Annotated in this window: 19 protein-coding genes (1 of these 19 only partly in view); 12 read left to right on the top strand and 7 right to left on the bottom strand. The window is 68.9% G+C overall.

All coding sequences use genetic code 11. The annotated features are described in order from the left end of the window. The 9 genes from nuoF to E5F05_RS14815 all read left to right on the top strand — a co-directional run. Window positions 1-749, top strand: the 3' portion of a protein-coding gene (nuoF, locus tag E5F05_RS14855) for an NADH-quinone oxidoreductase subunit NuoF (protein ID WP_129119410.1). 592 nt of this gene lie to the left of the window's left edge; the window shows 749 of its 1,341 coding nt (coding positions 593-1,341); its start codon lies off the left edge, out of view; the stop codon is at window positions 747-749. Window positions 750-867: 118 nt separating this feature from the next. Beyond that, entirely contained in the window at window positions 868-3,036 is a 2,169-nt protein-coding gene (gene nuoG, locus E5F05_RS14850; RefSeq protein ID WP_129119409.1) for an NADH-quinone oxidoreductase subunit NuoG, read from the top strand. Window positions 3,037-3,159: 123 nt separating this feature from the next. Continuing rightward, the gene (gene nuoH / locus E5F05_RS14845) at window positions 3,160-4,326 is read left to right on the top strand and encodes an NADH-quinone oxidoreductase subunit NuoH (protein WP_129119408.1); all 1,167 of its coding nucleotides are present in this window, start codon (window positions 3,160-3,162) and stop codon (window positions 4,324-4,326) included. 90 nt (window positions 4,327-4,416) lie between these two features. Continuing rightward, window positions 4,417-4,956 carry an NADH-quinone oxidoreductase subunit NuoI gene (gene nuoI / locus E5F05_RS14840; RefSeq protein WP_129119407.1) on the top strand — a complete coding sequence of 180 codons (540 nt, stop codon included), beginning with the start codon at window positions 4,417-4,419 and terminating at the stop codon, window positions 4,954-4,956. Window positions 4,957-5,116: 160 nt separating this feature from the next. Beyond that, window positions 5,117-5,695, top strand: a complete 579-nt coding sequence (locus E5F05_RS14835) for an NADH-quinone oxidoreductase subunit J (RefSeq protein WP_129119406.1) — start codon at window positions 5,117-5,119, stop codon at window positions 5,693-5,695. After that, window positions 5,695-5,997: an NADH-quinone oxidoreductase subunit NuoK gene (nuoK, locus tag E5F05_RS14830; protein WP_129119405.1), complete on the top strand. Its 303-nt coding sequence runs from the start codon at window positions 5,695-5,697 to the stop codon at window positions 5,995-5,997. The genes E5F05_RS14835 and nuoK overlap by 1 nt, the downstream gene beginning before the upstream one ends. 7 nt (window positions 5,998-6,004) lie before the next feature. Further along, entirely contained in the window at window positions 6,005-7,924 is a 1,920-nt protein-coding gene (nuoL, locus tag E5F05_RS14825; protein ID WP_129119404.1) for an NADH-quinone oxidoreductase subunit L, read from the top strand. An 85-nt stretch (window positions 7,925-8,009) separates the two neighbouring features. Next, complete coding sequence (locus E5F05_RS14820) at window positions 8,010-9,434, top strand: NADH-quinone oxidoreductase subunit M (RefSeq protein WP_129119403.1); 1,425 nt, start codon at window positions 8,010-8,012, stop codon at window positions 9,432-9,434. Beyond that, window positions 9,435-10,883 (top strand): NADH-quinone oxidoreductase subunit N, encoded by a 1,449-nt coding sequence (locus E5F05_RS14815; protein ID WP_129119402.1) that lies wholly within the window; start codon window positions 9,435-9,437, stop codon window positions 10,881-10,883. 82 nt (window positions 10,884-10,965) lie between these two features. Here E5F05_RS14815 and E5F05_RS14810 read toward each other — a convergent pair whose 3' ends face one another. Together E5F05_RS14810 and E5F05_RS14805 are read right to left on the bottom strand one after the other, a co-directional pair. Beyond that, on the bottom strand, window positions 10,966-12,426 hold the full coding sequence (locus E5F05_RS14810; RefSeq protein WP_129119401.1) for a CHASE2 domain-containing protein: 1,461 nt from the start codon (window positions 12,424-12,426) through the stop codon (window positions 10,966-10,968). Next, complete coding sequence (locus E5F05_RS14805) at window positions 12,410-13,960, bottom strand: FecR domain-containing protein (RefSeq protein WP_129119400.1); 1,551 nt, start codon at window positions 13,958-13,960, stop codon at window positions 12,410-12,412. The genes E5F05_RS14810 and E5F05_RS14805 overlap by 17 nt, the downstream gene beginning before the upstream one ends. Before the next feature lie 646 nt (window positions 13,961-14,606). Here E5F05_RS14805 and E5F05_RS14800 point away from each other — a divergent pair. Both E5F05_RS14800 and E5F05_RS14795 read left to right on the top strand, forming a co-directional pair. Further along, window positions 14,607-16,487, top strand: coding sequence for an ABC-F family ATP-binding cassette domain-containing protein (locus tag E5F05_RS14800; RefSeq protein ID WP_129119399.1), 1,881 nt, complete (start codon window positions 14,607-14,609; stop codon window positions 16,485-16,487). Window positions 16,488-16,506: 19 nt separating this feature from the next. Next, a complete protein-coding gene (locus tag E5F05_RS14795) occupies window positions 16,507-17,130 on the top strand; it encodes a hypothetical protein (RefSeq protein WP_129119398.1) in 624 nt (207 codons plus the stop codon). Window positions 17,131-17,146: 16 nt separating this feature from the next. Here the strand turns inward: E5F05_RS14795 and E5F05_RS14790 are convergent, their stop codons facing one another. The 3 genes from E5F05_RS14790 to E5F05_RS14780 all read right to left on the bottom strand — a co-directional run bounded on the left by E5F05_RS14790 (window position 17,147) and on the right by E5F05_RS14780 (window position 19,759). After that, window positions 17,147-18,493 (bottom strand): erythromycin esterase family protein, encoded by a 1,347-nt coding sequence (locus tag E5F05_RS14790; protein WP_129119397.1) that lies wholly within the window; start codon window positions 18,491-18,493, stop codon window positions 17,147-17,149. Between the two features lie 4 nt (window positions 18,494-18,497). Continuing rightward, window positions 18,498-19,160, bottom strand: coding sequence for a phosphoribosyltransferase (locus tag E5F05_RS14785; protein ID WP_129119396.1), 663 nt, complete (start codon window positions 19,158-19,160; stop codon window positions 18,498-18,500). A gap of 197 nt (window positions 19,161-19,357) precedes the next feature. Beyond that, window positions 19,358-19,759 (bottom strand): hypothetical protein, encoded by a 402-nt coding sequence (locus E5F05_RS14780; protein WP_129119395.1) that lies wholly within the window; start codon window positions 19,757-19,759, stop codon window positions 19,358-19,360. 112 nt (window positions 19,760-19,871) lie between these two features. Between E5F05_RS14780 and E5F05_RS14775 the strand changes: the two genes are divergently transcribed. Beyond that, entirely contained in the window at window positions 19,872-20,441 is a 570-nt protein-coding gene (locus E5F05_RS14775; RefSeq protein ID WP_129119394.1) for a hypothetical protein, read from the top strand. A 757-nt stretch (window positions 20,442-21,198) separates the two neighbouring features. Here E5F05_RS14775 and E5F05_RS14770 read toward each other — a convergent pair. Together E5F05_RS14770 and E5F05_RS14765 are read right to left on the bottom strand one after the other, a co-directional pair. Beyond that, window positions 21,199-21,870 carry a nucleoside/nucleotide kinase family protein gene (locus tag E5F05_RS14770; protein WP_164973491.1) on the bottom strand — a complete coding sequence of 224 codons (672 nt, stop codon included), beginning with the start codon at window positions 21,868-21,870 and terminating at the stop codon, window positions 21,199-21,201. Continuing rightward, the gene (locus tag E5F05_RS14765; RefSeq protein WP_129119393.1) at window positions 21,867-23,087 is read right to left on the bottom strand and encodes a toxic anion resistance protein; all 1,221 of its coding nucleotides are present in this window, start codon (window positions 23,085-23,087) and stop codon (window positions 21,867-21,869) included. The genes E5F05_RS14770 and E5F05_RS14765 overlap by 4 nt, the downstream gene beginning before the upstream one ends. Window positions 23,088-23,195 lie beyond the last annotated feature (108 nt).

Here is a 23,195-nt window from a genome sequence, read left to right as displayed (position 1 = left end):
AAGGGCTGCGTGCGAACCCGCGTCTCAAGCCGCCCTTTCCCGCCGCCGCCGGGCTGTACGGCCTGCCAACCACCATCAACAACGTTGAAACCTTCTGCGCCGCCACGCAGATTCTCAAGTACGGCGCGGACTGGCACGCCCGCATGGGTACCGAAAAGAGCAAGGGCATGAAGCTCTTCCAGATCAGCGGCCCGGTGCGCCGCCCCGGTGTGTACGAACTGCCGCTGGGCGCCACCTTCCGCGAACTGATCTACGACTGGGCAGGCGGCCCGCTGGAAGAGATGAAGGCCATCATCCCCGGCGGCTCCAGTTGCCCGATGCTCCCCTGGGACGACAAGACGCTGGACACGCCGATGGATTACGAGAGCGTGGCCGCCGCTGGCTCGATGCTCGGCACGGGTGGCGTCACCCTGATTCCCCGCGCCGACTGCATCGTGAACGTCACCTGGAACCTGGTGCGCTTCTACGGGCACGAGTCCTGCGGCAAATGCACGCCCTGCCGCGAGGGCATCAGCTCGTGGATGACCCGGATGTACGAGAAGCTCTCTCGCGGCCACGGCCAGCCCGGCGACGTGCAACTGATCCTTGACATGAGTGACAACATCGGCGGCCGGAGCTTCTGCGCCCTCGCGGACGCCTGCCTGGGACCGGTGCTGAGCAGCATCAAGCTCTTCCGCGAGGAATACGACGCGCTGGCGCAGACCGGGCAGGCGATGTATCCGGCGCGGCGGCGGTGGAGGGAGTCGTGACGTTGCTGAATGCCCGGTGTCAAACCGTCAAACGGTCTGGCCGCCCAACCGCCAAAGGCCCCACGCCTTTAGGCCGTTCGACGGTTGGGCGGTCGGACGCCCGCCGTAAGGAGCAAGTATGAAAGTCGTTGTCGACGGCACCCAACTCGACCTCCCGGCGGGCACCAGCGGTATCGACGCCGTGTTCGCCGCCGGGCGGGACGTGCCGTATTTCTGCGCGCACCCGTACCTCTCGCCGGTGGGCGCGTGCCGGATGTGCCTGGTGGAGTCCGGCAGCCCACGCAAGGGCAAGGACGGGAACTTCGAACTGGACGAGAACGGCCAGCCCAAAATCTTCTGGTTCCCCAAGCCGATGGCCGCCTGCACGATGCAGGTGACGGACGGGATGCATATCCGCACGGCCAAAACCTCGGACGTGGTGGCGAAGGCGCAGGCGGGCATGATGGAGTTCACTCTGCTGAACCACCCGCTCGACTGCCCCACCTGTGACAAGGGCGGCGCGTGCGAGCTTCAGGACCGCGCCTTCGAGTACGGCTACGGCGCGAGCCGTTTCGGCTTCGACCGCCGCCACGCCGAGAAGCACTACCCCCTCTCCGACTTCGTGATTCTCGACCAGGAACGCTGCATCCACTGCAAACGCTGCGTGCGCTACTTCGAGGAAGTGCCGGGGCAGGAGGTGCTGGACTTCATCGAGCGCGGCGGGCACACCTTCATCGACACGGAGGAAGGCGGGCTGCCCACCGGCTTCCAGGGCAACATCACCGACATCTGCCCGGTGGGGGCGCTGCTGGACAACGTGGCCCGCTTCCGGGGCCGCAACTGGGAATACGACCACACGCCGACGACCTGCACCCTCTGCCCGGTGGGTTGCGCCATTACCGTGGACGCGCGCAATGGCCGCCTGGAGCGCGTTGTTGCCCGCGAGAACCGCGAGGTCAACGAGGTCTGGATCTGCGACGCGGGCCGCTTCGGGCACGTCTTCGCCTCTGAGGGGCGCCTGACCGTGCCACTCATCCGGGTGGACGGTGAACTGCGCGAGGCCGACTGGGACGAGGCTATTCTCGCCATCCGGCGTGGCCTGGGGGGGCTGAACCCCGCCGACCTCGCCCTGTACCTGAACGCCGACAGCACGCTGGAGGAGGGCGCCGCGCTGGAAGCCCTCGCGGGGCTGACAGGTACCGCTTCAGTGGACCACTGGCCGCGCTACGGGATGCACGTGGAGACGACGGCCACGCTGACGGACGTGGCGACCGCCGACGCCGTGATCGTGCTCGGCGCGGACCTGGGCGAGGAAGCCCCGGTGCTGGAACTGCGGGTGCTGGAGATGCTGCGCGGCGGCATTCTCCCGCCCGAGTTCGCACACGGAACGGCCATTGCCGACCTGCGCCTGGTCGAACGTCCGACCCGCCACCCCGAACGCCTGGCGGTGATTGGCGGGGAATCGCGGCTGTGGAAACACGCCGGAATGCGCGTTTCGGCCAACGGTCACAACGCCCTTGCTCGTCTGCTGAGGCCCGATACCGACGAGTTGCGCGCGGCGGCCAAGCTCCTCTCGGAAGCGAAGAAACCGGTGCTGATCCTCGGTGCGGACGTGCTGAACAACGTCACGCGGGAGTTCACCGCGCAACTGGCCGACCTCGTGACGCGGACTGGCGCGAAGGTTCTGCCCATTTCCGCCGGGCCGAACAGCAAGGGGCTGGCCCACCTGAACCTCGTTCCGCGTGCGGGTGGCCTCGGCTATGACCGGCTGGAGGAGGCGCGGGCGGCCTTCATCTCGCGGCTGGACCCCGGCAGGCGCGCACGTGGCTTCACCGTCGTCCACGACACGCACCTGACGGACACGGCGCGGCTGGCCGATGTCGTCCTCCCCGCCGTTACCAACTACGAGAAGCGCGGGACGACGGTGAACCTCGAAGGCCGCCTCCTCCCGCTGCGGCAGGCGGCGCTGGAGGCGGGCGAGGGCGCCGACCTGATCCGCACGCTGACCGCGCTGGCCGAGGCACTCGGCGTCCGCACCCGCGTTCGCGGCCTGAAGTCGGCGCAGGCGTTGCTGGCAGAACGCCTCGGCGTGGCCGTGGCCGACCTCCCGAACAGCGGTGTGATTCTTCCCCTCGGCCAGACGTTCACGGCCCCTACTGGCCTGGTCTACATCCCCCAGCTCTGGAAAGAGCGGATGCACGCCAATCCCGAACGCCGGGGCAGCCGCGTGCCCGACCGCGCCGACCGCGTCGCCACCTGGGAACTGACGGGGCAGGACGGGGCGCTTCCGGTGGGAGGGGACGACTGATGAGGGGGCGGCCAGCTTTCAGCCGTCAGCCGTCAGCCAGGGGAGCCTCGGCGGAAAGCCGTTGCCCCATCTCCTCAGCCCCTTTGCCCCTTCGGCCTTTAGACGCCTCCCAGGAGGCCCCCCATGCCTGACTGGCTCGCCCAACTTCTCATCACCCTGCTCAAGGCCGTGCTGGTGGCCTTCGCGCTGCTGACGACCTTCGCGTACATGACCCTGGTGGAACGGCGGCTGCTGGCGCGGATGCAGATTCGCGTGGGGCCGAACCGCGTGGGGCCGATGGGCCTGCTGCAACCGGCGGCGGACGCGATCAAGAGCATCTTCAAGGAAGACCTGAGTGTCACGCTGGCCGACAAGCTGGTGTACACGCTCGCACCCATCCTGGCCATCGGCATGGCGCTGACGGCCTTCGGGGGAATTCCCGCCGGGCCGCCGAAGAGCCTCTTCGGGACCGACCCCTGGGTCTACAACCTGGACGCGGGCATCCTCGCGCTGCTGGCGCTGACGAGTATGGGCGTCTACGGCATCTTTCTGGGCGGCTGGGCGTCGGGCAGCAAGTACCCGATCCTGGGCGGCCTCCGAAGCAGCGCGCAGATGATCAGCTACGAACTCGGCATGGGCCTGAGCATCCTGGGCCTGCTGATGCTGGTGGGCAGCACGTCGTTTCTGCGGATCGTGGAGTGGCAGGCACTGAACGGCTGGCTGATTCTCTTTCAGGTGCTGGGCTTCGCGCTCTTCCTGGTCAGTTCGTTTGCCGAAACCAACCGCACGCCCTTCGACCTGCCCGAAGCCGAACAGGAACTCGTGGCCGGGTACCTCACCGAGTATTCCGCGATCAAGTGGGCGCTGTTTCAGATGGCGGAGTACGTCAACATGATCACCGCCTCGGCGGTCATGTCCACGCTGTTTTTCGGCGGGTACCGGGGGCCGGTGTTCCTCGACGCCCTGATCCCCGGCATCTCCGGCTGGCCGCTGATCTGGCTGATTCTCAAGATCGCCTTCTTCCTGTTCCTCTTCATCTGGGTGCGCGCCACTCTCCCGCGCCTGCGCTACGACCAACTGATGCGCTTCGGCTGGAAGCTGGTGCTGCCCGTCGCCCTCGCCAACACGCTGCTGACCGCCGCCTTCCTGGCCTTCGGGCGTGGCGTGGGCCTGTGGCTGCTCGGCCTGCTGAGTCTCGCCGGGTTGCTGCTCCTCTTCGCCCTGAGTGACCGCGTGCGCACCCTCTGGAACACGCCTACACAGCGCCAGGAGGCGGAAGGTGCGCGGATTCGGACGCTGGGGGGCGACTGATGGAGAGCGGTCAGCGTTTAGCCATCAGCCGTCAGCGGCACGTGCCTCATCCCTCACCCCTCGTCCCTCATCACTTCGCCGGAGGCATCTATGGGCGTTCTTGAAATCGCCAAGGGTATGGGCGTCACGCTCGGCAAGCTCTTTCAGAAGCCGGTGACGGTCAGCTACCCGGAGCAGCGCGCGACACTGCAACCGCGCTTTCGCGGAAGGCACGTCCTCACCCGCCACCCCGGCACCGGCCTGGAAAAGTGCATCGGCTGTAGCCTCTGCGCCGCCGTGTGCCCCGCCTACGCTATCTACGTGGAGGCCGCCGAGAACGATCCGCTCAACCCGACGAGCCCCGGCGAACGCTACGCGAAGGTGTACGAGATCAACATGCTGCGCTGCATCTTCTGCGGCATGTGCGAGGAAGCCTGCCCGACCGGCGCGGTGGTCCTCGGCAACGAATTCGAGATGGCCGACTACCGCTACCGCGACTTCGTCTACGGCAAGGAAGACATGCTCGTGAGCGTGGAAGGCTCCGTGCCCCAGCGCCGCGAGGCCGCCCGCACCGGCAAACCCGTCCGCCTCGGGTTCAAGGTGCCCGAGGGACCGAGGCCGGAACTGGAGGGGGTGGAGTACCCGCGATGAGGCAGAGAAGAGAGATTGCCTTCCCTGGGACGGCTACGCCGTCCACCCCCCTCTGCTTCGCAGCTTTACAAATCCCAACCTCCACCGCAAGGGGGGAGGAGTTAAAGGACACACCGCGCACCGCGCACCGCATCCCACTCACCGCACCGCAGGTGCGCCCATGATCGCCTTCATCCTCCTCGGCGCCCTCGCCCTGGTCGGCGCGGTCATCACCGTCGCGGCGCGGAATGCGGTTCACGCGGCGCTGGGGCTGGTGGGCACGCTGCTGAGTGTGGCGGGACTCTTTGCCAGTCTGAGTGCGGCCTTTCTCGCGGCGACGCAGGTGATCGTGTACGCCGGGGCGATCATGGTGCTGTTCCTGTTCGTGATTATGCTGCTGAACGCGAACCAGCCGGTGCGGGGACGTGACCCGGTGCCGTTCGTGCGCGAGCTGGCTGGGATCGGCGGGGTGGTGCTCGCGGGAGCCTTCGCGGTCCTGGCCTTCACCTACCGCGACCCGCGCCCGCTGGCGGAAGGGGCGGCGGCCTTGCAGGGGGGCAACGCGGCACCGGTCGGTGAAGTGCTGCTGACGCGCTTCCTGCTCCCCTTCGAGGCGGTCAGCATCCTGCTGCTGGTGGCCATTGTGGGCGCGATTACGCTGGTGCAGCGGCCTGTGTCGCAACCGGACGGTATGACGGACGTGGAGGGCGTGGCGCTGCCGACCTCGCCGGACCTTCAGCCCGAAAAGGTGCGTGCCTGATGGCCCCGACCGCCTACTACGTCGCTCTGTCGGGCCTGCTCTTCGCCATCGGCATGATCGGCGTGCTGACGCGGCGCACGGCCATCATGATCTTCCTCTCGGTGGAACTGATGCTGAACGCGGCAAACCTCGCGCTGGTGGCGTTTGCCCGGGCGTGGGGGGACCTGACCGCGCAGACTGCCGTCTTCATCGTGATGACGTTGGCCGCCGCCGAGGTGGCAATCGGCCTCGCCATCATCGTGTCCATCTTCCGCAAGCGCGAGACGACCAACGTGGACGACCTCGCCACCCTGAAAGGCTGAGTGGCGCGTGCCCCTGTACCTGCTTCCTCTCTTTCCGCTGCTTGGCTTCGCACTGCTGATCCTGTTCCCGCGCCTGTTCCCCGGCCGGTCGGCGGGCTGGTTGGGGTCCCTCACGGTGCTGGCGAGTTTCGTCGTCGCGGTACTGCGTTACCTCGGGCAGACCGAGACGCCCGCCCACGAAGTCCTGTGGACGTGGCTGCCAAACATGGCGCTGAACTCGAACCTCGCGGTCGGCTTCTATCTCGACCAGCTCAGCGCCCTGATGGCCCTGATCATCACCGGCGTCGGCTTCCTGATCCACGTCTATTCGATCAGCTACATGGGCCACGACCCGAAGTTCACCCGCTTCTTCGCGTTCATGAACTTCTTCGTCGGCATGATGCTGATTCTGGTGCTGGCCGATTCCTACCCGCTGATGTTCGTGGGCTGGGAAGGCGTGGGCGTGGCGAGTTACCTGCTGATCGGCTTCTGGTTCAGCGGGCGGGGCTCGGAGGCGTCGGACAAGGACCTCCGCGAAGCCAGCGACCGCGAGGGCGTCGCCAACTCCAACGCGGCCCGCAAGGCCTTCATCATGAACCGCATCGGGGACCTGGGCTTCATGCTGGGGATGTTCCTGCTGTACAAGCTGTACGGCACACTGGTGATTCCCGAGCTGGCCGGGCGGGTGGCGGGCGCGCAGGTGGCACAGGCGGGCATCGAACTCGCCTGTCTGTTCCTGCTGGTCGGCGCGGTGGGCAAGAGTGGTCAATTGCCGCTCACGACCTGGCTGCCGGACGCGATGGCGGGGCCGACGCCAGTTTCCGCGCTGATTCACGCGGCCACGATGGTGACGGCGGGCGTGTACCTGATTGCCCGCAGCCACTTCCTGTACGACCTCGCGCCGACGGCTTCCATGTGGGTCGCGTGGGTCGGCGCCCTCACCGCGCTGTACGGGGCGCTGTCGGCCCTCAACCAGCACGACATCAAGAAAATCCTGGCGTACTCGACCGTCTCGCAGCTCGGTTATATGTTCCTGGCGGTGGGCCTGCACGCCTACTCGGCGGGCGTGTTCCACCTGCTGACGCACGCCTTCTTCAAGGCGCTGCTGTTCCTCTCGGCGGGCGCGGTGATTCACGCGCTGCACGAGGAACAGGACGTGCGCGCGATGGGCGGGATGCGGAAGTTCATGCCCTTCACGCATATCGCCGCGCTGATGGGCGTCCTCGCCATCTCGGGGATTCCCATCTGGAGCGGCTTTTTCAGCAAGGACGCGATTCTGGCCGCCGCCTTCACCGCCGACCCGCTGCTGTACGTGGTGGGGCTGAGCGTGGCTCTCCTGACCGCCTTCTACATGGGCCGCTGGTACTTCCTGGTCTGGCGCGGTGAGTACCGGGGCCACGTCGCGCACCCCCACGAGGCCGACGGGCTGGTGAAGGTGCCGCTGGGTATCCTCGCGGCGCTCGCCACGTTCGGCGGGTTCCTGAATGTCCCGGCCTTCCTGGGCGGCAACCACGCCTTCGACACTTACCTGAGCCGCGCCATTCCGCTGCATCCCCACGAGATTCCGGTGGCGACCGAGGGGCTGCTGACCGTGCTAGCGGTCGTCGCGGGTGTCGGTGGGCTGCTCTGGGCGCTGGCCGAGCACCGCCGCCGCACCCTGGCGAACGGGCCGCTGGGGCAGGTCAGCAGCAACGCGCTGTACCTCGACCGCCTGTATGACGGGCTGTTCAGTGCGCCCAGCCGTGCCATCGCGGAGGGCCTGGACGTGGTGGACCGGGGCGTGGACAGCACCCTCGGCGGCATTGCCCGCAACAGTGCGGCGCCGGGTGGCCTCTTCACCCTCTGGCAGAGCGGCTTCGTGCGCGCCTACGCCGTCTCGATGCTGCTGGGGACGGCCCTGATCATCGGGTACTGGGCCTTGAAGACGATTGGCGGGGGTGGGTTGTGAGGGGGGGGCGGTTTGACGCCTCGGCCCTGCGCTCTTCCCTGGACCGTTTGACCCTTAGACCATTAGACCTGCCCGGAGGGCAAGAATGATCCACCTGATGATTTTCCTGCCCCTCCTGGGGAGCCTGCTGCTGCTCGCCACGCCGCGGCGCTGGCGGGAAGAGGTGGCGGGGTTTATCTCGGCGCTGACGCTGGGCCTCGGCCTGCTGATCTGGCGGGGGGGCGGCGCGGAACTGTTCAGCGTGAACTGGGTGCCCGCGCTCGGCGTGACGTACTCGGTGGCGCTGGACGGCGTGAGCCTGACGCTGGCGCTGGTGACGGCCCTGATGTCGTTTGTCGCGGTGCTGTACACGGCGAGGCGGATCGAGAATCCCGGCACGATGCTGTCCCTGGTGCTGGCGATGGAGACGGGGCTGCTGGGTATCTTCGCGGCGCGTGATCTGGTGCTGTTCTATGTGTTCTTCGAGGACGCGCTGCTCCCCGCGCTGCTGATGCTGGCGATCTACGGCAAGCCGAACCGGATGCGGGCGCTGGTGAAGTTCGCGGCCTACACGCTGTTCGGCAGCCTGCTGATGCTGCTCTCGATCATCGGGGTGAAGTATTACGGGGGGAGCCCGACCTTCGCGCTGGCGGACCTCGTGCAGCATCCGGTGAAGGGCGCGGCGCAGACCTGGCTGTACCTGGGCTTCCTGGCGGCGATGGCGGTCAAGCTGCCGCTGTGGCCGCTGCACGCCTGGCTCCCCGACTTCCACGAGCAGAACCACGACAGCGGCGTGCCGGACGTGATGGGGACGCTGTACAAGGTGGGCGGCTACGGCCTCTTCCAGTTCGGGCTGCCGCTCTTTCCCGACGCCAGCACGGAACTGCGCCCGATCCTGATGGGCCTGGCCGCCTTTACCGCCCTCTACGCCGCCTGGATCGCCTTCCGGCAGACCGACTGGAAACGGCTGATCGCCTACGCGGGCCTCTCGCACATGGGCTTCGTGGCGCTGGGCGTCTTCAGCCTGAACGAGACGGCGACCATCGGCGCGATGTACCTGCTGGCCTTCCAGAACGTGTATACGGGGGCGCTGTTCCTGGCGGTCGGAATGCTTCAGGAACGGGTGGGCAGCATCAACACCCGCGTTGGCGGCGTGATGACGCAGGCGGGCGCGCTGGGCGGGATGACGATGGCGCTGTGGTTCGCCTCCATCGCCGTGCCGGGCCTGGCGGGCTTTGTGGGCGAGTTCAGCGTGCTGCTGGGGGCCTATCAGGTGCAGCCGTGGCTGGCCTTTATCGCGGGCCTCTCGACCATCGCCGCCGCCGCCTACGCGCTGACCGCGTTCCAGACGACCTTCTGGCAGGGGCGCCCGCTGGGAGGCGTCCGGGTGGCCGACCTGCGGCATACCGAGTGGCTGGTGCTGGGGTTGCCGCTGGTGGTCGCCCTCTTCTTCGGGGTGTATTCCGCCCCGGCTCTGAATCTGATCCAGCCCGCCGTGCGCGGGGTCCTCGCTACCCTGGGGGGCAGTTGAATGCTGACCGTTCCTGAAGTTCACCTCGCGCCCCTGCTGCCGGTCCTGATCGTCCTGGCGGGCGCGGTCGCCAGCACGGTGCTGGGGTTCCACCTGCCGCGCCGGGCGCTGACTTTTATCAATCTCGCCATGCTGGTGCTGAGCGGGATCAGCATGGGGTATCTCTGGAACAGCGGCGAGGCGGCGTTCGGCGGTGCCCTGCAAGCCGACAACGCCGCGATTCTGCTGGGCCTCACCATCCTGCTGGGCAGCGCGATGACGCTCTTGGTCAGCCTCGACACCGCCTTCCGCGCCCGCGTCAGCTTTCCCGAGTTCGACGCGATGCTGATGTACGCGGTCACGGGCACGCTGCTGATCGCCTTTTCCGGCGACCTGATCACCATGCTGATCGGCCTGGAGATCATGAGCCTCAGCGGCTACGTCCTCGCCACGATGCAGGACTCGCGGCAGGCGGAGGAATCCGGCCTGAAATACTTCCTGCTGGGCGCGGCAGGGAGCGCCGTCCTGATCTACGGGATCGCTTTCGTGTACGGGGCGACGGGCAGCCTGAACTATGCGGGAATCGCCGCGAAGACCGCCGGGCTGACACCGGGCAACCTCGGCGTTCTGGTCGGCGGGGCGCTGCTGCTGCTGGCGGGGTTCGCGTTCAAGGTCGCGCTGGCTCCCTTTCACCAGTGGACGCCGGACGTGTACAGCGGGGCGCCCACCAGTGTCAGCCTGTTCCTGAGTACCGTCGTGAAGGTCGCGGCCTTCGCGGGGATGCTGCGGGTCTTTGGTGGGGCGCTCCAGAACGCGCCGGGCTGGGCCCCCGTCCTCCAGATTCTGATCGCCGTCACCCTGATCGTCGGGAACGCCGCCTCGCTCTTCCAGACGAACTTCAAACGGATGCTGGCCTATTCGGCGGTCGCGCACACCGGCTTCCTCGCCATGACGCTGCTCGGCACGCCGGGGATGGGCGGCGCGGCGATGGCGTACTACCTGCTGGTCTACACCCTGATGACCGCCGCCGCGTTCGCCATCGTCGCGGCCCTGCAACGCAGCGAGAAGGGAATGGAGATCAGCGACCTGCGCGGGCTGTACTACCGGCACCCGGCCTATGCGGTCGCACTCGCGGCCTGTCTGGCCTCGCTGGCGGGGTTGCCGCCCTTCGCGGGCTTCTTCGGCAAGTACCTGGCATTCCAGGCAGCCCTCCAGGGCGGGTACGTGTGGCTCGCGGTTCTCGCGGCCCTCGCCAGCGTCGCCGCGCTGGTGTATTACCTGCGCCCCGCCATGCTGATGTTCATGCCGGACCGCACCCCCGCCCGCGAGTACGCGCACGGCGAGCGCCCCGCCACCACCTTCACGGTCGCCCTGGGCGTGATCGGCGTGACCGTGCTGGGCATCCTGCCGAACCTCTGGTACGGGTGGGTGGCGAATCCGGGAATCTGGGGGGCACTGGCGGGGAGGTAGGGGGAGCCGTCAGTGTTCAGCCGTCAGCCGGATGCTGGCGGCTGTTTTTCGTCTTGCTGATCACTGAAAGCTGACCGCCCCCTCACTCCCCCTGTTCCCGCTGGTACTTCATGCGGTAGCGGCTGCGGCTGGCGGCCTCGACCAGGTCCACGGGCGTGCGAATCTCGGGGCCGGTGGTGGCGCCGCCGACGCTGGCGCGCAGGGGCAGGTCGCGGTAGGTCAGGCCCTCCAGGGTCTGCTGCACCTTCTCGCTGAAGCGGCTGAGGTCCTGGGGACCGGCGTTGTCGAGGAGCACGGCGAACTCGTCGGGGCCCCAGCGGAAGATCACGTCGCCCCGGCGCTTGTGGGTCTGGAGGCGGCCTGCCAGGTCGCGCAGCACCTCGTCTCCGGCGGCGCGGCCGTAGGTTTCGTTGACCTTGCGAAAGCCGCTGAGGTCCACCAGCAGCAGGCCGATGGGCCGCCCTTCCCGTCCCGGCCAGCGGTGCTCGACGGCGCGGGTAAAGGCCAGGCGGTTGCCGACGCCGGTCAGGGCGTCACGGGTGCCCAGGTTCCGCAGGGTCGTCCAGCGTTCCAGCCCCACCAGCGCGGTCCCCAGGATCGCGGCCAGCGACACGGTCACGCCCGGGAACAGCACGTTCAGTTGCCAGAGCGGCACGGCCAGCGCGAGGGCGGCCAGCGCGATCACGAAGCCCCACAGGCCCCGCACCATCACGGCCAGGACGGCCACCCCCACGCACAGCAGCAGCGTGAGCCACAGCGGCAGGCGCAGGAAGGGAGCGCCCAGCAGCGTGGAGACTGCCCGCGCCTGGAGCAGCACGCCGGGCGTCACCTCGCCGTCGGCGTCGCGCCGGGCGGTGCCGGGCAGGCTCTCGGCGGTCAGACCGATCAGGACCACCCGGCCCTGGAGGTCCCCGAAGCGCACGTTGCCGTTCACCACGTCCCGGAAGGGAATGGCCCCCAGCCGGTCCGGGTCGTGCCGCACGTGGCGCAGGAGCCGGGGCATGGTGCCGAGCGGCACGGTCTGCCCGGCGCTGACAGCGAGCTGACGCGCGAAACTGGGCTGGAGCGTCCCGTTGCGGTCCGGGTAGGCGGTCTGGAAACTGCGGACCCGGCCGTCAGGACTGACATTCAGGGCACTCACGCCCACCTGGGAACGCCAGCCGGGAGGCAGCCGGGTCGTCTCGCCGGGGGCGGTGGCCAGCACCACGTTCGGCCGGGAAAAGACCCCGGGCAGCCCGGCCCCGTTCTGGACGAGGTCGGACAGCCGCACGTCGAGCCCGATGGTCTGCGCGCCCGCCTCGTCCAGCGTCCGCAGGGCCTGCCCGTACAGGTCGCTCGGCCAGCCGGACAGCCGCCCATAGTCGCGCAGTGAGGCGTCGTCGATGCCGACCACGACCACACGCGGGTCGGGGGGGCTGGGCAGCGCGCGGTTGAGGGTGTCCCATAACCGGCCGTTCCCCGGCATCAGCAGCGCCAGCCCGGCCGCGAGCAGCGCCGCCGGGAGGGCGTAGCGCGTCAGCCTGCGCTCAGGGGAGGTCCGCATGAATCTCGTTTCCTGCCTCGTCACGGGCGGTCAGCCGCAGGGGCGTGCCGGGGGCCGGGGCGGGGAGCGTGAGCTGGAAGGTGCCCGTGTCCGCCGCGAGCGTGACCGTCCGGCTGAACCGCTCCGCGCCGAGCTGGGCGGTCAGGGTGACGCGCTCCGTTTCCGCGTCGCGGACGGTGCCGCCGACCAGCAGCACGCTCCCGGCGCCCCCCACCCGCAGGTCGCTGAGGACGGGAGGCGTGCGGTCGATCAGGACGCGCAGGGTCCGGGTCCTGACCTGCCCGCGCCATTCCGCCCGGACCTGTACGGTGTGGGGGCCTTCGGTCAGCGGCGTGGCGGGGGCGTTCAACTGGAAATGCCCCGGTGCGCCATTCACGGGCGTCAGCGGGAAGGTCCGCAGGCCCACCCGGGCGGTGACGCGCGCCTCCGGCAGACTGGTCGCGCTGAGGGTCAGGTCACGCAGGAAGGGCGGCACCGGATCGACCTGCAAGGTGAGGGGTTGCGCCCGCTCGGCGTCGAGGGGCTGATTGAAGCGGCCCAGGGCGGCAGTGCCGGTCCCCCCGGCCGTCCCGGAGCCCGCGAACACCTGCACCAGCCCGCCCGGTCCCACCTGATACACGCTGCCGCGCGCAGCGGTGCTCTGGATAGGGGCGCTGACGGCGGCCTGCCCGTCCGACACCACGTTCCAGGCGCTGCCGCGGGTGAGTTGCAGGGTCAGTTCCTGGCCCCGGGCGGTGCGCTCACGGCTGAGCACTCCCAGTTCACTCTGCGCCTGGAGCCGCAGGTAGCCGCCGCCCGCGAAGCCGACCTCGGCCCACGCGCCGCTCCCGGTGTTCAGGCGTTCGCCGGGTTGCAGGATGGCCCCGACCTCCGCGATCTGCCGGTCCCCGCCGCTGGTCAGATAGACCGGGCCACGGGTGGCCTGCACGGACGCGCTCCCCACCCCGGTGAACTGCGCGGCGTACCAGGAATCTCCCCCAGTGAAGGGGGTAACCTGCCCGGTCCGGAGGTCGGCCTGCTGCCCCGCCCCCAGGTGGAGGGTCCGCTTGCCGAGCGCCAGGCGGGCGTTCCCGTCCAGCACAGCGACGCGCGATCCGACGCCAGCTCCGCCGAGGTCCACCCGGGCCTGGGCTGCTCGCTCCAGCACCAGATGGTTGCCCAGGACATGGACGGCGACCGGCCCGCTCAGCAGAAACTGACCGCCTTGCAGGTCCGCCTCCCCCCGAAAGACGCGGAGCCGCGACGTGGGGCCGACCAGGATGGTTCCGGCGTGGTCGCCCCCGCTGCCCACCAGTTGCGCGCGTCCCGTCCCCGTCCGCAGGCCGAGCCGGACGGGGGTGCTGCCGCTCACGGGCCGCCAGGCGCCGCCGTCCAGCAGCACCTCGGCGCGGCCCAGAACCTGCTGCACCTTCAGGGGCGCAGCCTGGGCGTATGCAGGGGTTCCCCCCGTGACCAGCAGCGCGGCGAGGACCGGACGGAGAGGCCGCAAACAGGTTCGGGCGGCAGGCAGCCACGGAGCGGCAGTGGCTCTCATCGCCCCAGTCTACAGAAAGGAGTTGGGACCGGGCCGAGGACTTTAGCACCGAAAACCCAAAGCTGCCTGGGCAGGTCGATGACCCTGTCAAGGCAATCGCAGCGTCCGGTTTTGGGAGTGCTCGCCCCGGCTAATCCCTCAGTCAGCTTTGCTGACAGCTCCCCGCAAGGCTGGGTGATGCGGGTAAGTCTCTCGTAAAGAAGGAACAACGTGTAGGACGATAAAAAGGCTCCTCCCCCTTGAGGGGGGAGGCTGGGAGGGGGTGAACGGGCCGGGCGTAGAGAGGCCACTGGATGACCGCTTCCTGCGATGTGTTGAGGGCAAGCTGCGCTTGCCACCCCTCTCCCCGGCCCTCTCCCGCAAGGGGAGAGGGGGAAAAACCTCGTGTCCACCGTGCTTTTCTTAAATGAGAGACTTATCTGCATCACTCAGCCCCTCAAGGGGAGCCAGGGACGCCGTTTGCCCTCTAGGACGCTCAATCTGTTGCCTCCCCTTGCGGGGAGGTGACCCGCAGGGCCGGACTCGCAGGGCTGCGCGGCAGAGGGGTTCCACCGGGGCTGCACAACCTCGCGACTTGGCGGTCGCCCTGGTGACCCTGTGCCGGGCAGAGGGCACGCCAAACCTGCCAAAACGTATACTGCGGGGCGTGCTTGTCGCCGTTCAGGACGTTACCAAGGAGTACGGGCCGCTCACCGTCCTGTCAGAGATCACCCTCAGCGTGGAGCCTGGCGACCGCGTCGGTCTGGTCGGCCGCAACGGGGCAGGCAAGAGTACCCTCCTGGGGCTGCTGACCGGCGAGGTGCTGCCGGATGGGGGAACGGTTCGGCGCGCGCCTGGCGTCCGGGTGCGTGCCCTCAGGCAAGACCCCACCTTCCCCGAAGGCGCGACCGTGGACAGCGTGCTGGAGGCCGCCTTCCACGACCTTGACGCGCTGGAGGCCGAGCTTGCCGCCGCTGCGGAGGCGATGGGCAGTGGCACCCCCGAGAGCGTCCTGCACCACGAGGAAGTGCTGGAACACTACGTGCGCCGGGGCGGTTTCGAGCGCCGCAGTCGCAAGGAGGCCGTGGCCCTCGCCTTCGGCTTCCGGGGCCGTGAGCATGACCCGGTCGCGGGGCTCTCGGGCGGAGAGCGCACCCGCCTGGGTCTGGCCGCGCTGCTGGTCGAGAACCCCGACGTGCTGCTGCTCGACGAGCCGACCAACCACCTCGACATCGTGATGGTGGAATGGCTGGAAGGCTTCCTGGGCCGCTATCCAGGCGCCGTGCTGGTGATCAGCCACGACCGCGCCTTTCTGGATGCCGTGACGAACGAGACGGCTTACCTGCGCGGCGGCACCCTGAAGGTCTATCCGGGGGGCTACACCACCTTCCGTGAGACGCTCGACGCCGAACTCGAACAGCAGGCCGCCCGCCACGAGCAGGACGCCAGGGCCATCGCCGCCCTGCAAGCCAGCGCCGACCGCATGAAAATCTGGGGCCTGGGCATGAGCAAACTGGCGCGCCGTGCGAAGGCGATGCAGGCCCGGGTGGACCGCATGCAGGCCCGCGCGACGGCGGCCCCTCCGCCCGAGGAACGCACCACCCGCATCACCTTTCACGCCCCCGAGAGCGGCGACGTGGTGCTGGACGCCCGGCACCTCACCAAGACACTCGGCGGGCGGACCCTTTTCCGGGACGTGAACGTGCAACTCCGCCGGGGGGACCGGGTGGCGATCATCGGCCGCAACGGGGCAGGGAAGACCACGCTGCTGCGGACCCTGCTGGGCCTGATTCCCAGCGACGACCCCCGCGCCCGCGTGCTGACCGGTGCGCGCGTGAGTGTGGGTTACTACGACCAGGCGTTGCGCGGTGTGGACCCCGGCGAAACGCTCTATGACGTGGCCCGTGAGTACGTGCAGAAGGACGCGGAAGCCCATACTCTGCTGGGCACCTTCATGTTCCCCTACGACCAGCACGACAAGCAGGCCCGCATCCTTTCGGGCGGCGAGCGTGCCCGCCTGGCGCTGCTGAAGCTCGCGCAGGAGGACCACAACCTGCTGGTGCTGGACGAGCCGACCAACCACCTCGACATGGAGATGGTGGAGGCGCTGGAAGACGCCCTCATGGCCTACAGCGGCACCCTCCTGATGGTCAGCCATGACCGCGCCTTTATCGAGGGCCTGGCCGACCGCATCTGGCTGCTGGAGGAAGGGCAGTTCTACGAGTACCCCGGCTGGGAGGACTACAAGGCCAAACACCGGCCCGTGCAGGCGGAGGAGGTGAAGGCGGAAGCCAGACCCGCCCCCAGGCCCGCCGTCCCGAAAGGCAAGGGCCTCTGGCACCTCAAGCGCGAGGTGGAGGCCCTGGAAGCCGAGATCGCCCGTCTGGAAGCCGAACTGATGGACGCCCAGGCCGCCCTCGCCAGCGCTCCACCTGACGCCGATTTCGTGACGCTCGGGCAGGCCGCGCACGACCTGGAAACGCAGTTGGAGGAGAAGATGGAAGCCTGGGGCGAGAAGCAGGCGGAGGTGGAGGCGCGGGGGGGGTAGAGGCCCCTATAATCCTTCCATGAGCCGCAGCTTTTGGGTGAGGTTCCTGACGCTTTGGAGCGGGCTGTTGGGAACTTCGGCATTCGCTGCTTCTCCGGGGTTTGTCTCCTGTGGCTTTACCTTACCGCAGGGCGTCCGGGTGAACTGCAATCAGCATGTGCTGACCATCAGCGTGAACGGCCACACCTGGCAGCATCCCTATGAGGGGGAAAACCCAGAGACAAAGATAGTTCTGGGACATTACCTCCTGCTCGATGCGGTCAACAGCGGGGCACTGACCTACTTGATGACCTACCTGTTTGACTTACGGAATGGGCAAAAAATGTTTGAAACCGCCATGAGCCTTCTCTATGAGGATGGGCAGCGCATCGTCTTGATGCCGTCGGATGTAAGTATAAGCTGGTGGGACTATCATCCTGAAATCGGTGTTTTTAATAAGGGTGGGCAGGGCTTGAAAATGTATGCCTATGATATTAAACCTCGGCCCGCCTGCGGCTCTTCAGAGGACGATGTAACCTCAGTACGAGACGAAAATTTCATCGGCTCTGCCCAGGGCTTTTCGTTCATCCGCTCCGACAACTGCGGACGTTTTGTGGTCAGCAAGCCGTGGCCCCCGGCGAGCAACACCGGAAGCCACAAATAGTCCTCCACGCCTTGCCTCACTCTCCCGTCGGATACGTCTCCGGCACCTCGCCCTCCGGTTCTGTGCCCGCCGTCGCGTCCAAAGGCACCACCGCGCTCGTCTCGTCGAAGTACAGCAGGGCGTCGTACATGTCGCTGAGGCGGGTGTGGACGTAGTGGCTCCAGCGTTCGGTCTGCGGGGCGTAGATCACGCCGATGAAGCGTTGCAGGCGTTCGGCCCGTAACCCGTCCGTCGCCGCGTTCTGCTCACGCAGATCGAGCCAGAAGTCGCCCTCACTGACCCCGTGGAACACATCTTCGACGCTGCTGGGGAGGCCGGGCCGCACCCGCTTGGTACGCGCGGGCGTGTCCCAGTCGTCGGCGGCGGTGACGGTGCCGTGGTGGGTGCTCTGGCCGACGATATAGGTTCCTTCGGGCCAACGCTCGCGCGTGAGCTGCCCCAGGTTGAGTTCGCCGCGCAGCCAGCCCATCTCGCTGGCGCGGGCGTCCCCCAGGTGCGAGTTGTGCGCCCACACCACGATCTTCTGCGGGCGGCCCTGGCTCTCGCCGTGTTCGACCAGCGCCTCCAGCGTCTCGGCCATGTGGGTGTCGCGGATGTTCCACGATTCGTCGCGGCCCCGGAACATCGCCCGGTAGTAGTTCTCGGCGTTCTTGGCGAGGCGCGCGTTCTGCTCCGCGTAGAAGAGTTCGTCCTCACCCAGCGGCCCCTCGGCCTCTTCCGCCTCCCGGCGCTGGAGTTCGAGGAGCTGCTGCACGGCGGCGTCCTCGCAGGGTTCCCAGCGGCCGTATTCGGTGGCGTAGCCGTAGGCCTGCGGGTTCTCCCCGAACTGGTCGAAGCAGGCATACCGCTTCCTGGCCCGCTGCGCCGCTTCCGGGTCCACCTCTTCCAGATACTCGACCACCGCGTTCATCGAGCGGTGCAGGCTGTAGAGGTCCAGGCCGTAGAAGCCCGCCGCCGCGCCCGGCGACCGTTCGTTGTGGTCACGCAGCCACTCCACGAACTCCTGCACGTCCTCGTTGCGCCACATCCATTTGGGGAACCGCTGAAAATCGCGCAGGGCCTCCAACGCGCTTTCGTCCTCGCCCTGGCCGCGGACATACCGGTTCACGCGGTAGGCGTCGGGCCAGTCGGCCTCCACCGCGACCGCCGTGAAGCCCTTTTCCTCGATCAGGCGCCGGGTCAGCCGCGCCCGTTCGCGGTAGAACTCGTGCGTGCCGTGCGAGGCTTCGCCAATCAACACGAACCGCGCGTCACGGATGCGGTCCAGCAGGTCGTCGTAGTCGTTCGATGCACCGGTCAGCGGGCGGGCCACGTCCCGCACGGCCTGAATGAGCGTGGTTTCGGGGTGGGTGCGCTGGGTCATGGTTTCACTCCTTCTCTGGGGGCGAGGCTGCACGGGCCAGCAGGTCGCGCACCTCCTCGTCGGTGGTCTGGTGAAAGTCGCGGTAGAACTGGCCGACCGCCATGAAGTCCGGCGGGGTGAGCAGGCACACCACCTCGTCCGCCTCCGAGCGCAGCGCGCGGCAGACCTCGGGGGGGGCCACCGGGACGGCGACGACCACGCGGGCGGGGGAGAGGGCCCGCAGCGCCTTGAGTCCCGCGCGCAGGGTGGCTCCGGTGGCAATACCGTCGTCGATCAGCAGCACGGTCCGGCCCTGGATCGGCGCCGGGGTGCGGCCCTCGCGGTAGGCGCGTTCGCGGCGGTTCAGCTCGGCCTCTTCGCGCTTCTCGACGGCGGCGATGGCCTGCGGCGTGACGCCCGCGCGGCGCACCACATCTTCGTTCAGCACACGCACCCCGCCCGACGCGATGGCTCCCATCGCCACTTCCTCATAGCCGGGCACGCCGAGTTTGCGGACGAGAAACACGTCCAGGGGCGCACCGAGGGCCTGGGCCACCTCATAGGCCACCGGCACGCCGCCGCGCGGCAGCGCCAACACCGTGGTGTCCGGCCAGGCTTGCTGGGAAAGGAGCCGGGACGCGAGTTGCCGTCCCGCGTCCCGGCGGTCGAGAAAGCGGTCCTGAGCCATGTCGAACCTCATCCCGGATTGTCGTCGTCCCGGCCGCGCGCTGCCAGCCCCGTTCGCTTCATGGCCCTTTGGCGGGGCGCTCATGGCCGGGAAAATAGGCGGTGGACGGGCGCGGGGAGGGGGGCCGCCCTCCATACAAAAGGCGCCCTCGCGGAGGACGCCTTCTGGCGGTGCGGGGCCGCAGACGCGCTTCGGGCCTACTGCGGGGCCTGCATGTCGGCGGGGACGATCTCGAAGTGGGACACGTCTCCCTGGTCGTCGAGGCTGAACTTCAGCGTCCACGCATTGCCCGGATCACCCGCGAAGGTCACGGTCCGCGCGTAGGAGGTGACGTCGCCATCCTCGATGACCGCCTCGTTCAGAACGCTCGTCTCCGCCCCGTAGGTTTCCAGCCCGGTGGCCCGGTATGCCTTGAAGGCGGAGAGATCACCCCACTGCGCCCGGGCGGAGGGGAGAAAGGCCTCCCAGAGCTGATCGAGCCGGTCCTGGTAGAGCAGGGCGGTCAGTTCGCGTCCCCTCGCCAGGGGGGCAGCGGAGGGAGCGGGAGTCGCCTCCCCGGAGGACGCGACTGGGGACGGCACCCGGGGCGCGGACGGCATGGAGGGGGCCGTGTCCCTGAGGGCGGCGGAGACAGGGGGGACGGGGACCGGGGCGGCATCCGGCGTCTGACCCCCCGCGACCGCCTCGGGGCCGCGAGGTGCAGCAGCCAGCGTGGTCGGCCTGGCCGGGGCTGTGGTGGTTCCGGACGGGGCAGCGCTCGGGGAAGTCGCGGTTGTCGGGGAGGCCGACTGTGCGGCGACCGGTGGGGCAGTCTGGGTGGGCGGGAACCGGGGGGGTGTGAGCGGGGCGCTCACCGGTGCCGTGGGCGCCGGGCGTCCGGTGGCCTGCGGAGAAGTCCGGGGAGTCGCCCGGGGAGTGGCCGCCGTAGTGCTGCGGGAATTCACAGAGGCTTGCGGCACCGAACGCGCGGTGGGCTGCGGAGCGGTCCGGGTGGCCGAAGTCCGGGGAGTCACCCTGGGGGTGGTCGCCGTGGCGTTGCGGGAATTCACGGGGGTTTGCGGCGCTGAACGCGCGGTGGGCTGCGGAGCAGTCCGGGCGGCCGAAGTCCGGGGAGTCATCCTGGGGGTGGCCGCCGCGCCCGCGCGAGGGGACGCCGGGGCGGGCACGGCTCCAGGTTCCGCCAACGGCGCGTGGGTCGGGGCGGCGCTGGACGGATGGGCGGAGGCCCGGTTCGCCGCCGTGGGCGAGGTGGGCAGGGGTTTCGGCCCCTCCGGTGCCTGAGCTGTGGCGGAGGACCGGGCCGCCAGCCCCGTCACCGTGCTCTCAGTTTTCCGGGGGGTGGCGGGGACGGCGGGCGCCTTCACCTGGGGAGGACTGGCATTCGCCCGCTCCGCAGACGTGGACCGCGCGCTGGTGACGGCGGTCCGCGTCGGTGCCCGGGAAGTCACCTGGGGCGCTTTGGCAACCCTCGCCGTGTTGTGGGTGATGACGACGCCGGGGGAGGCGGGCTCGGCGATATGTCGCGGTGTCACGGACGCCGAGGGGACCGGGCGCACGCTGGGGACCACGGGGCTCACGGGAGGGCGTGGGGTCAGCGGCGTCGTGGCGGCCGTGGCGGGTGCCCGTGCGGGTGCGGCGGGCGCGGAAGCGGGGCGGGGCGGGGGCGTCGCCGCCTTCAGGGGAGCCTCGGGTACCGTCTGGTCCGGCCTCTGCACCGGGGGGGTGACAGCGGACACGCTGCCCCCGGGTGTGATGACCCACCAGGACATCCGTTGGCCGACCAGCAGGATGACGACGGTGAGCAGAGCGGCGATGAGGCAGAGGGCGACCGCCTCCTTCCAATACTCCTTCCAGTACATAGAGGGACCTCCGCGTGGGGTGGCTCGGGGCCGTTATAGGTCAGTCGGGGCCGGGCGAATGCGATCTGCACCCGAGAACCGTCACCTCGGATCACAGGTTCCCCCTTCACCCCGCCGCCGGGGCATGAATCCGGTGAAACACGCAGAGAATCCAGAGAAGGCACCGGCGGAATCCGCCGTCAGGACGCGAGCGGCCCCTCGACGATGAACGGAGCCTCCAGATCGTTGTTGTCCACCACCACGCCCGCGTATCGCTGCGGCTGGGCCTCCCGGAAGTACAGGCGGTTGCCCTCCACGTAGCGCCGGTTCGATTCGGCCTGGAGGTCGGGGGAGCCGTAGCCCGGCCCCCGCGCTGCCCCACGCGGCACCGACACGGCGAAGGCCACGTGCAGGAATACCGAGTCGTCCCACACGTCCCTCAGTTCGGAGCGGTGCAGGAACAGGCCGTCGAGGATCAGGATGCTGCCTTCTGCGGCCACCCGCTCCGGCGTCTCCACGGGGGCGTCGGTGGCATGGTCAAAGATCGCCGTCCGGTACCGCCGCGAGCCGCCCGGCCCGAGGGGATCGAGCAGCGCCGCCCGCAGGCCGGGATAATCGTAGGAATCGCGGTAGAAGCCTTCCGGCGAGGTGCGGCCCAGCCGGTAACGCACGGCTCGCGGCGCATGAAAGCCGTCCACCGAGGCGCGGATGACGGTCCGGTCCCGTTCCCGCAGCACCTCCGCGAGTTCGTCGGCAAAGGTCGTCTTGCCCGCGCCGTCCACCCCGTCCACCGCCACGCGCAGGACCGGTCGGGCAGGCCGGGCGTCCAGCCGCCCGGCCAGGGCATGCAGCAGAGCCGCCCGGCGGTTCAAAGTTTCAGGTCGCCCTTCTCGTTCACGTTCAAGCCCTGCGCCACCTCCCGCGAGGCGTTCTGCCGCTCGCGGTCGAGGTACGTCTGCGCGTGGCTGACCTCGCGGTCGAGGACCTGGATAGTGTCCTTGAAGCGGTCGAGGGCCTGCGTGCGGTAGGTGCTGATCGCGTCGAGCGCCCCGTACACCTCGCGGAAGGCGGCCTGGATGACCTGCGGGTCCACCGTCGCGCTGCCCGCCTGCTTCTGGATCTCGGTGGACTGTTGCCGCAGCAGGCTGGCGGTCGAGCCGATCATGCGCCCGGTCGTGTCGTTCAGGGCCGTGACCTGTCCCAGCACCGCCTGCTGCGTGCCGAGCGCCTGCGCGACCATGATCGCGGTCCGCAGGGCACTGACGGTGGTGGTCGTGGCCCGGTCCACGCCCTTGATCAGTTCCAGGTTGTTGCGCCGCACCAGATCGAGCGCGAGGTAACCCTGAATGCTGACGGCGAGCTGGGTCAGCAGGTCCGTCACGCGCTGGCGCACGGCAAAGAGCAGTTCCTCGCGGACGATGCGGGCCTTTTCGGGGTCGCTCTGTTCCAGCATGGCGAGCCGCTGTGTCAGCGCGTCGTCCACCGACCGGCCGACGTGGGCGTACTGGCGCAGCTTCTGCATCGTCTCCCAGAGGTGGACCTTTTCCGTCTCGATGCTGGCGTTGTCGCGCCGCAGCTCGTCCTGGGAGCGGTAGAGCGTCTCCAGAATCGCGTTGAGGTGGCTCTGCGCGCTCTGGTAGCGGTCCAGCGCGTTCTGCGCCCGGCGGCCCCCCGGCAGCTTGCCGAAAAAGCCCCGCACCGTCGGCGTGCGGCTGGGGTCAAGGTCCTCCACCGTGCGGCGCAGGTCGGTCAGCCCTTTGAGGATGTCGCTGCCCTCGGCCAGTGCCCCGGCCCGGGTCGCGCGCAGCGGGCGTTCCAGCATCCGGCTCGACACCTGCGCCGACGCGCGCTGTTCGGGCACGCCGAGGTCATGCACCGCGTCCAGCTTGCGCTTGAACTCGGGGCTGTGGGTTCCGGCGTGCAGCACGTCCTCCACGAAGGCGCGGGCCAGGGTGTCCAGCCGCGCGCGGTCCTCGGGCGAGAGCGGCACCATGTCCGGGGCGTCCTGCACCGGGACGGCGGGGACCGCCTCCGGCGCGTGCAGCAGCGATTCGGGCGGCGTGAGGGGACCGGGCTTGTCGGCGCTCATGCCCCACAGTACGCGCCGCCGAGGTGAGAGGTTGCATCCGGCAAAAGGCGGATGGGCACGCGAACGCCCCCCTCACCGCCAGGCAGAGGAGGGCGCGCAGGCGACCCG

The sequence above is a fragment of the Deinococcus metallilatus genome (genome assembly GCF_004758605.1).
GTDB lineage: Bacteria > Deinococcota > Deinococci > Deinococcales > Deinococcaceae > Deinococcus > Deinococcus metallilatus.
Note: the sequence above shows the minus strand (reverse complement) of the source record. Positions and strands in the feature narration are given on the sequence as shown.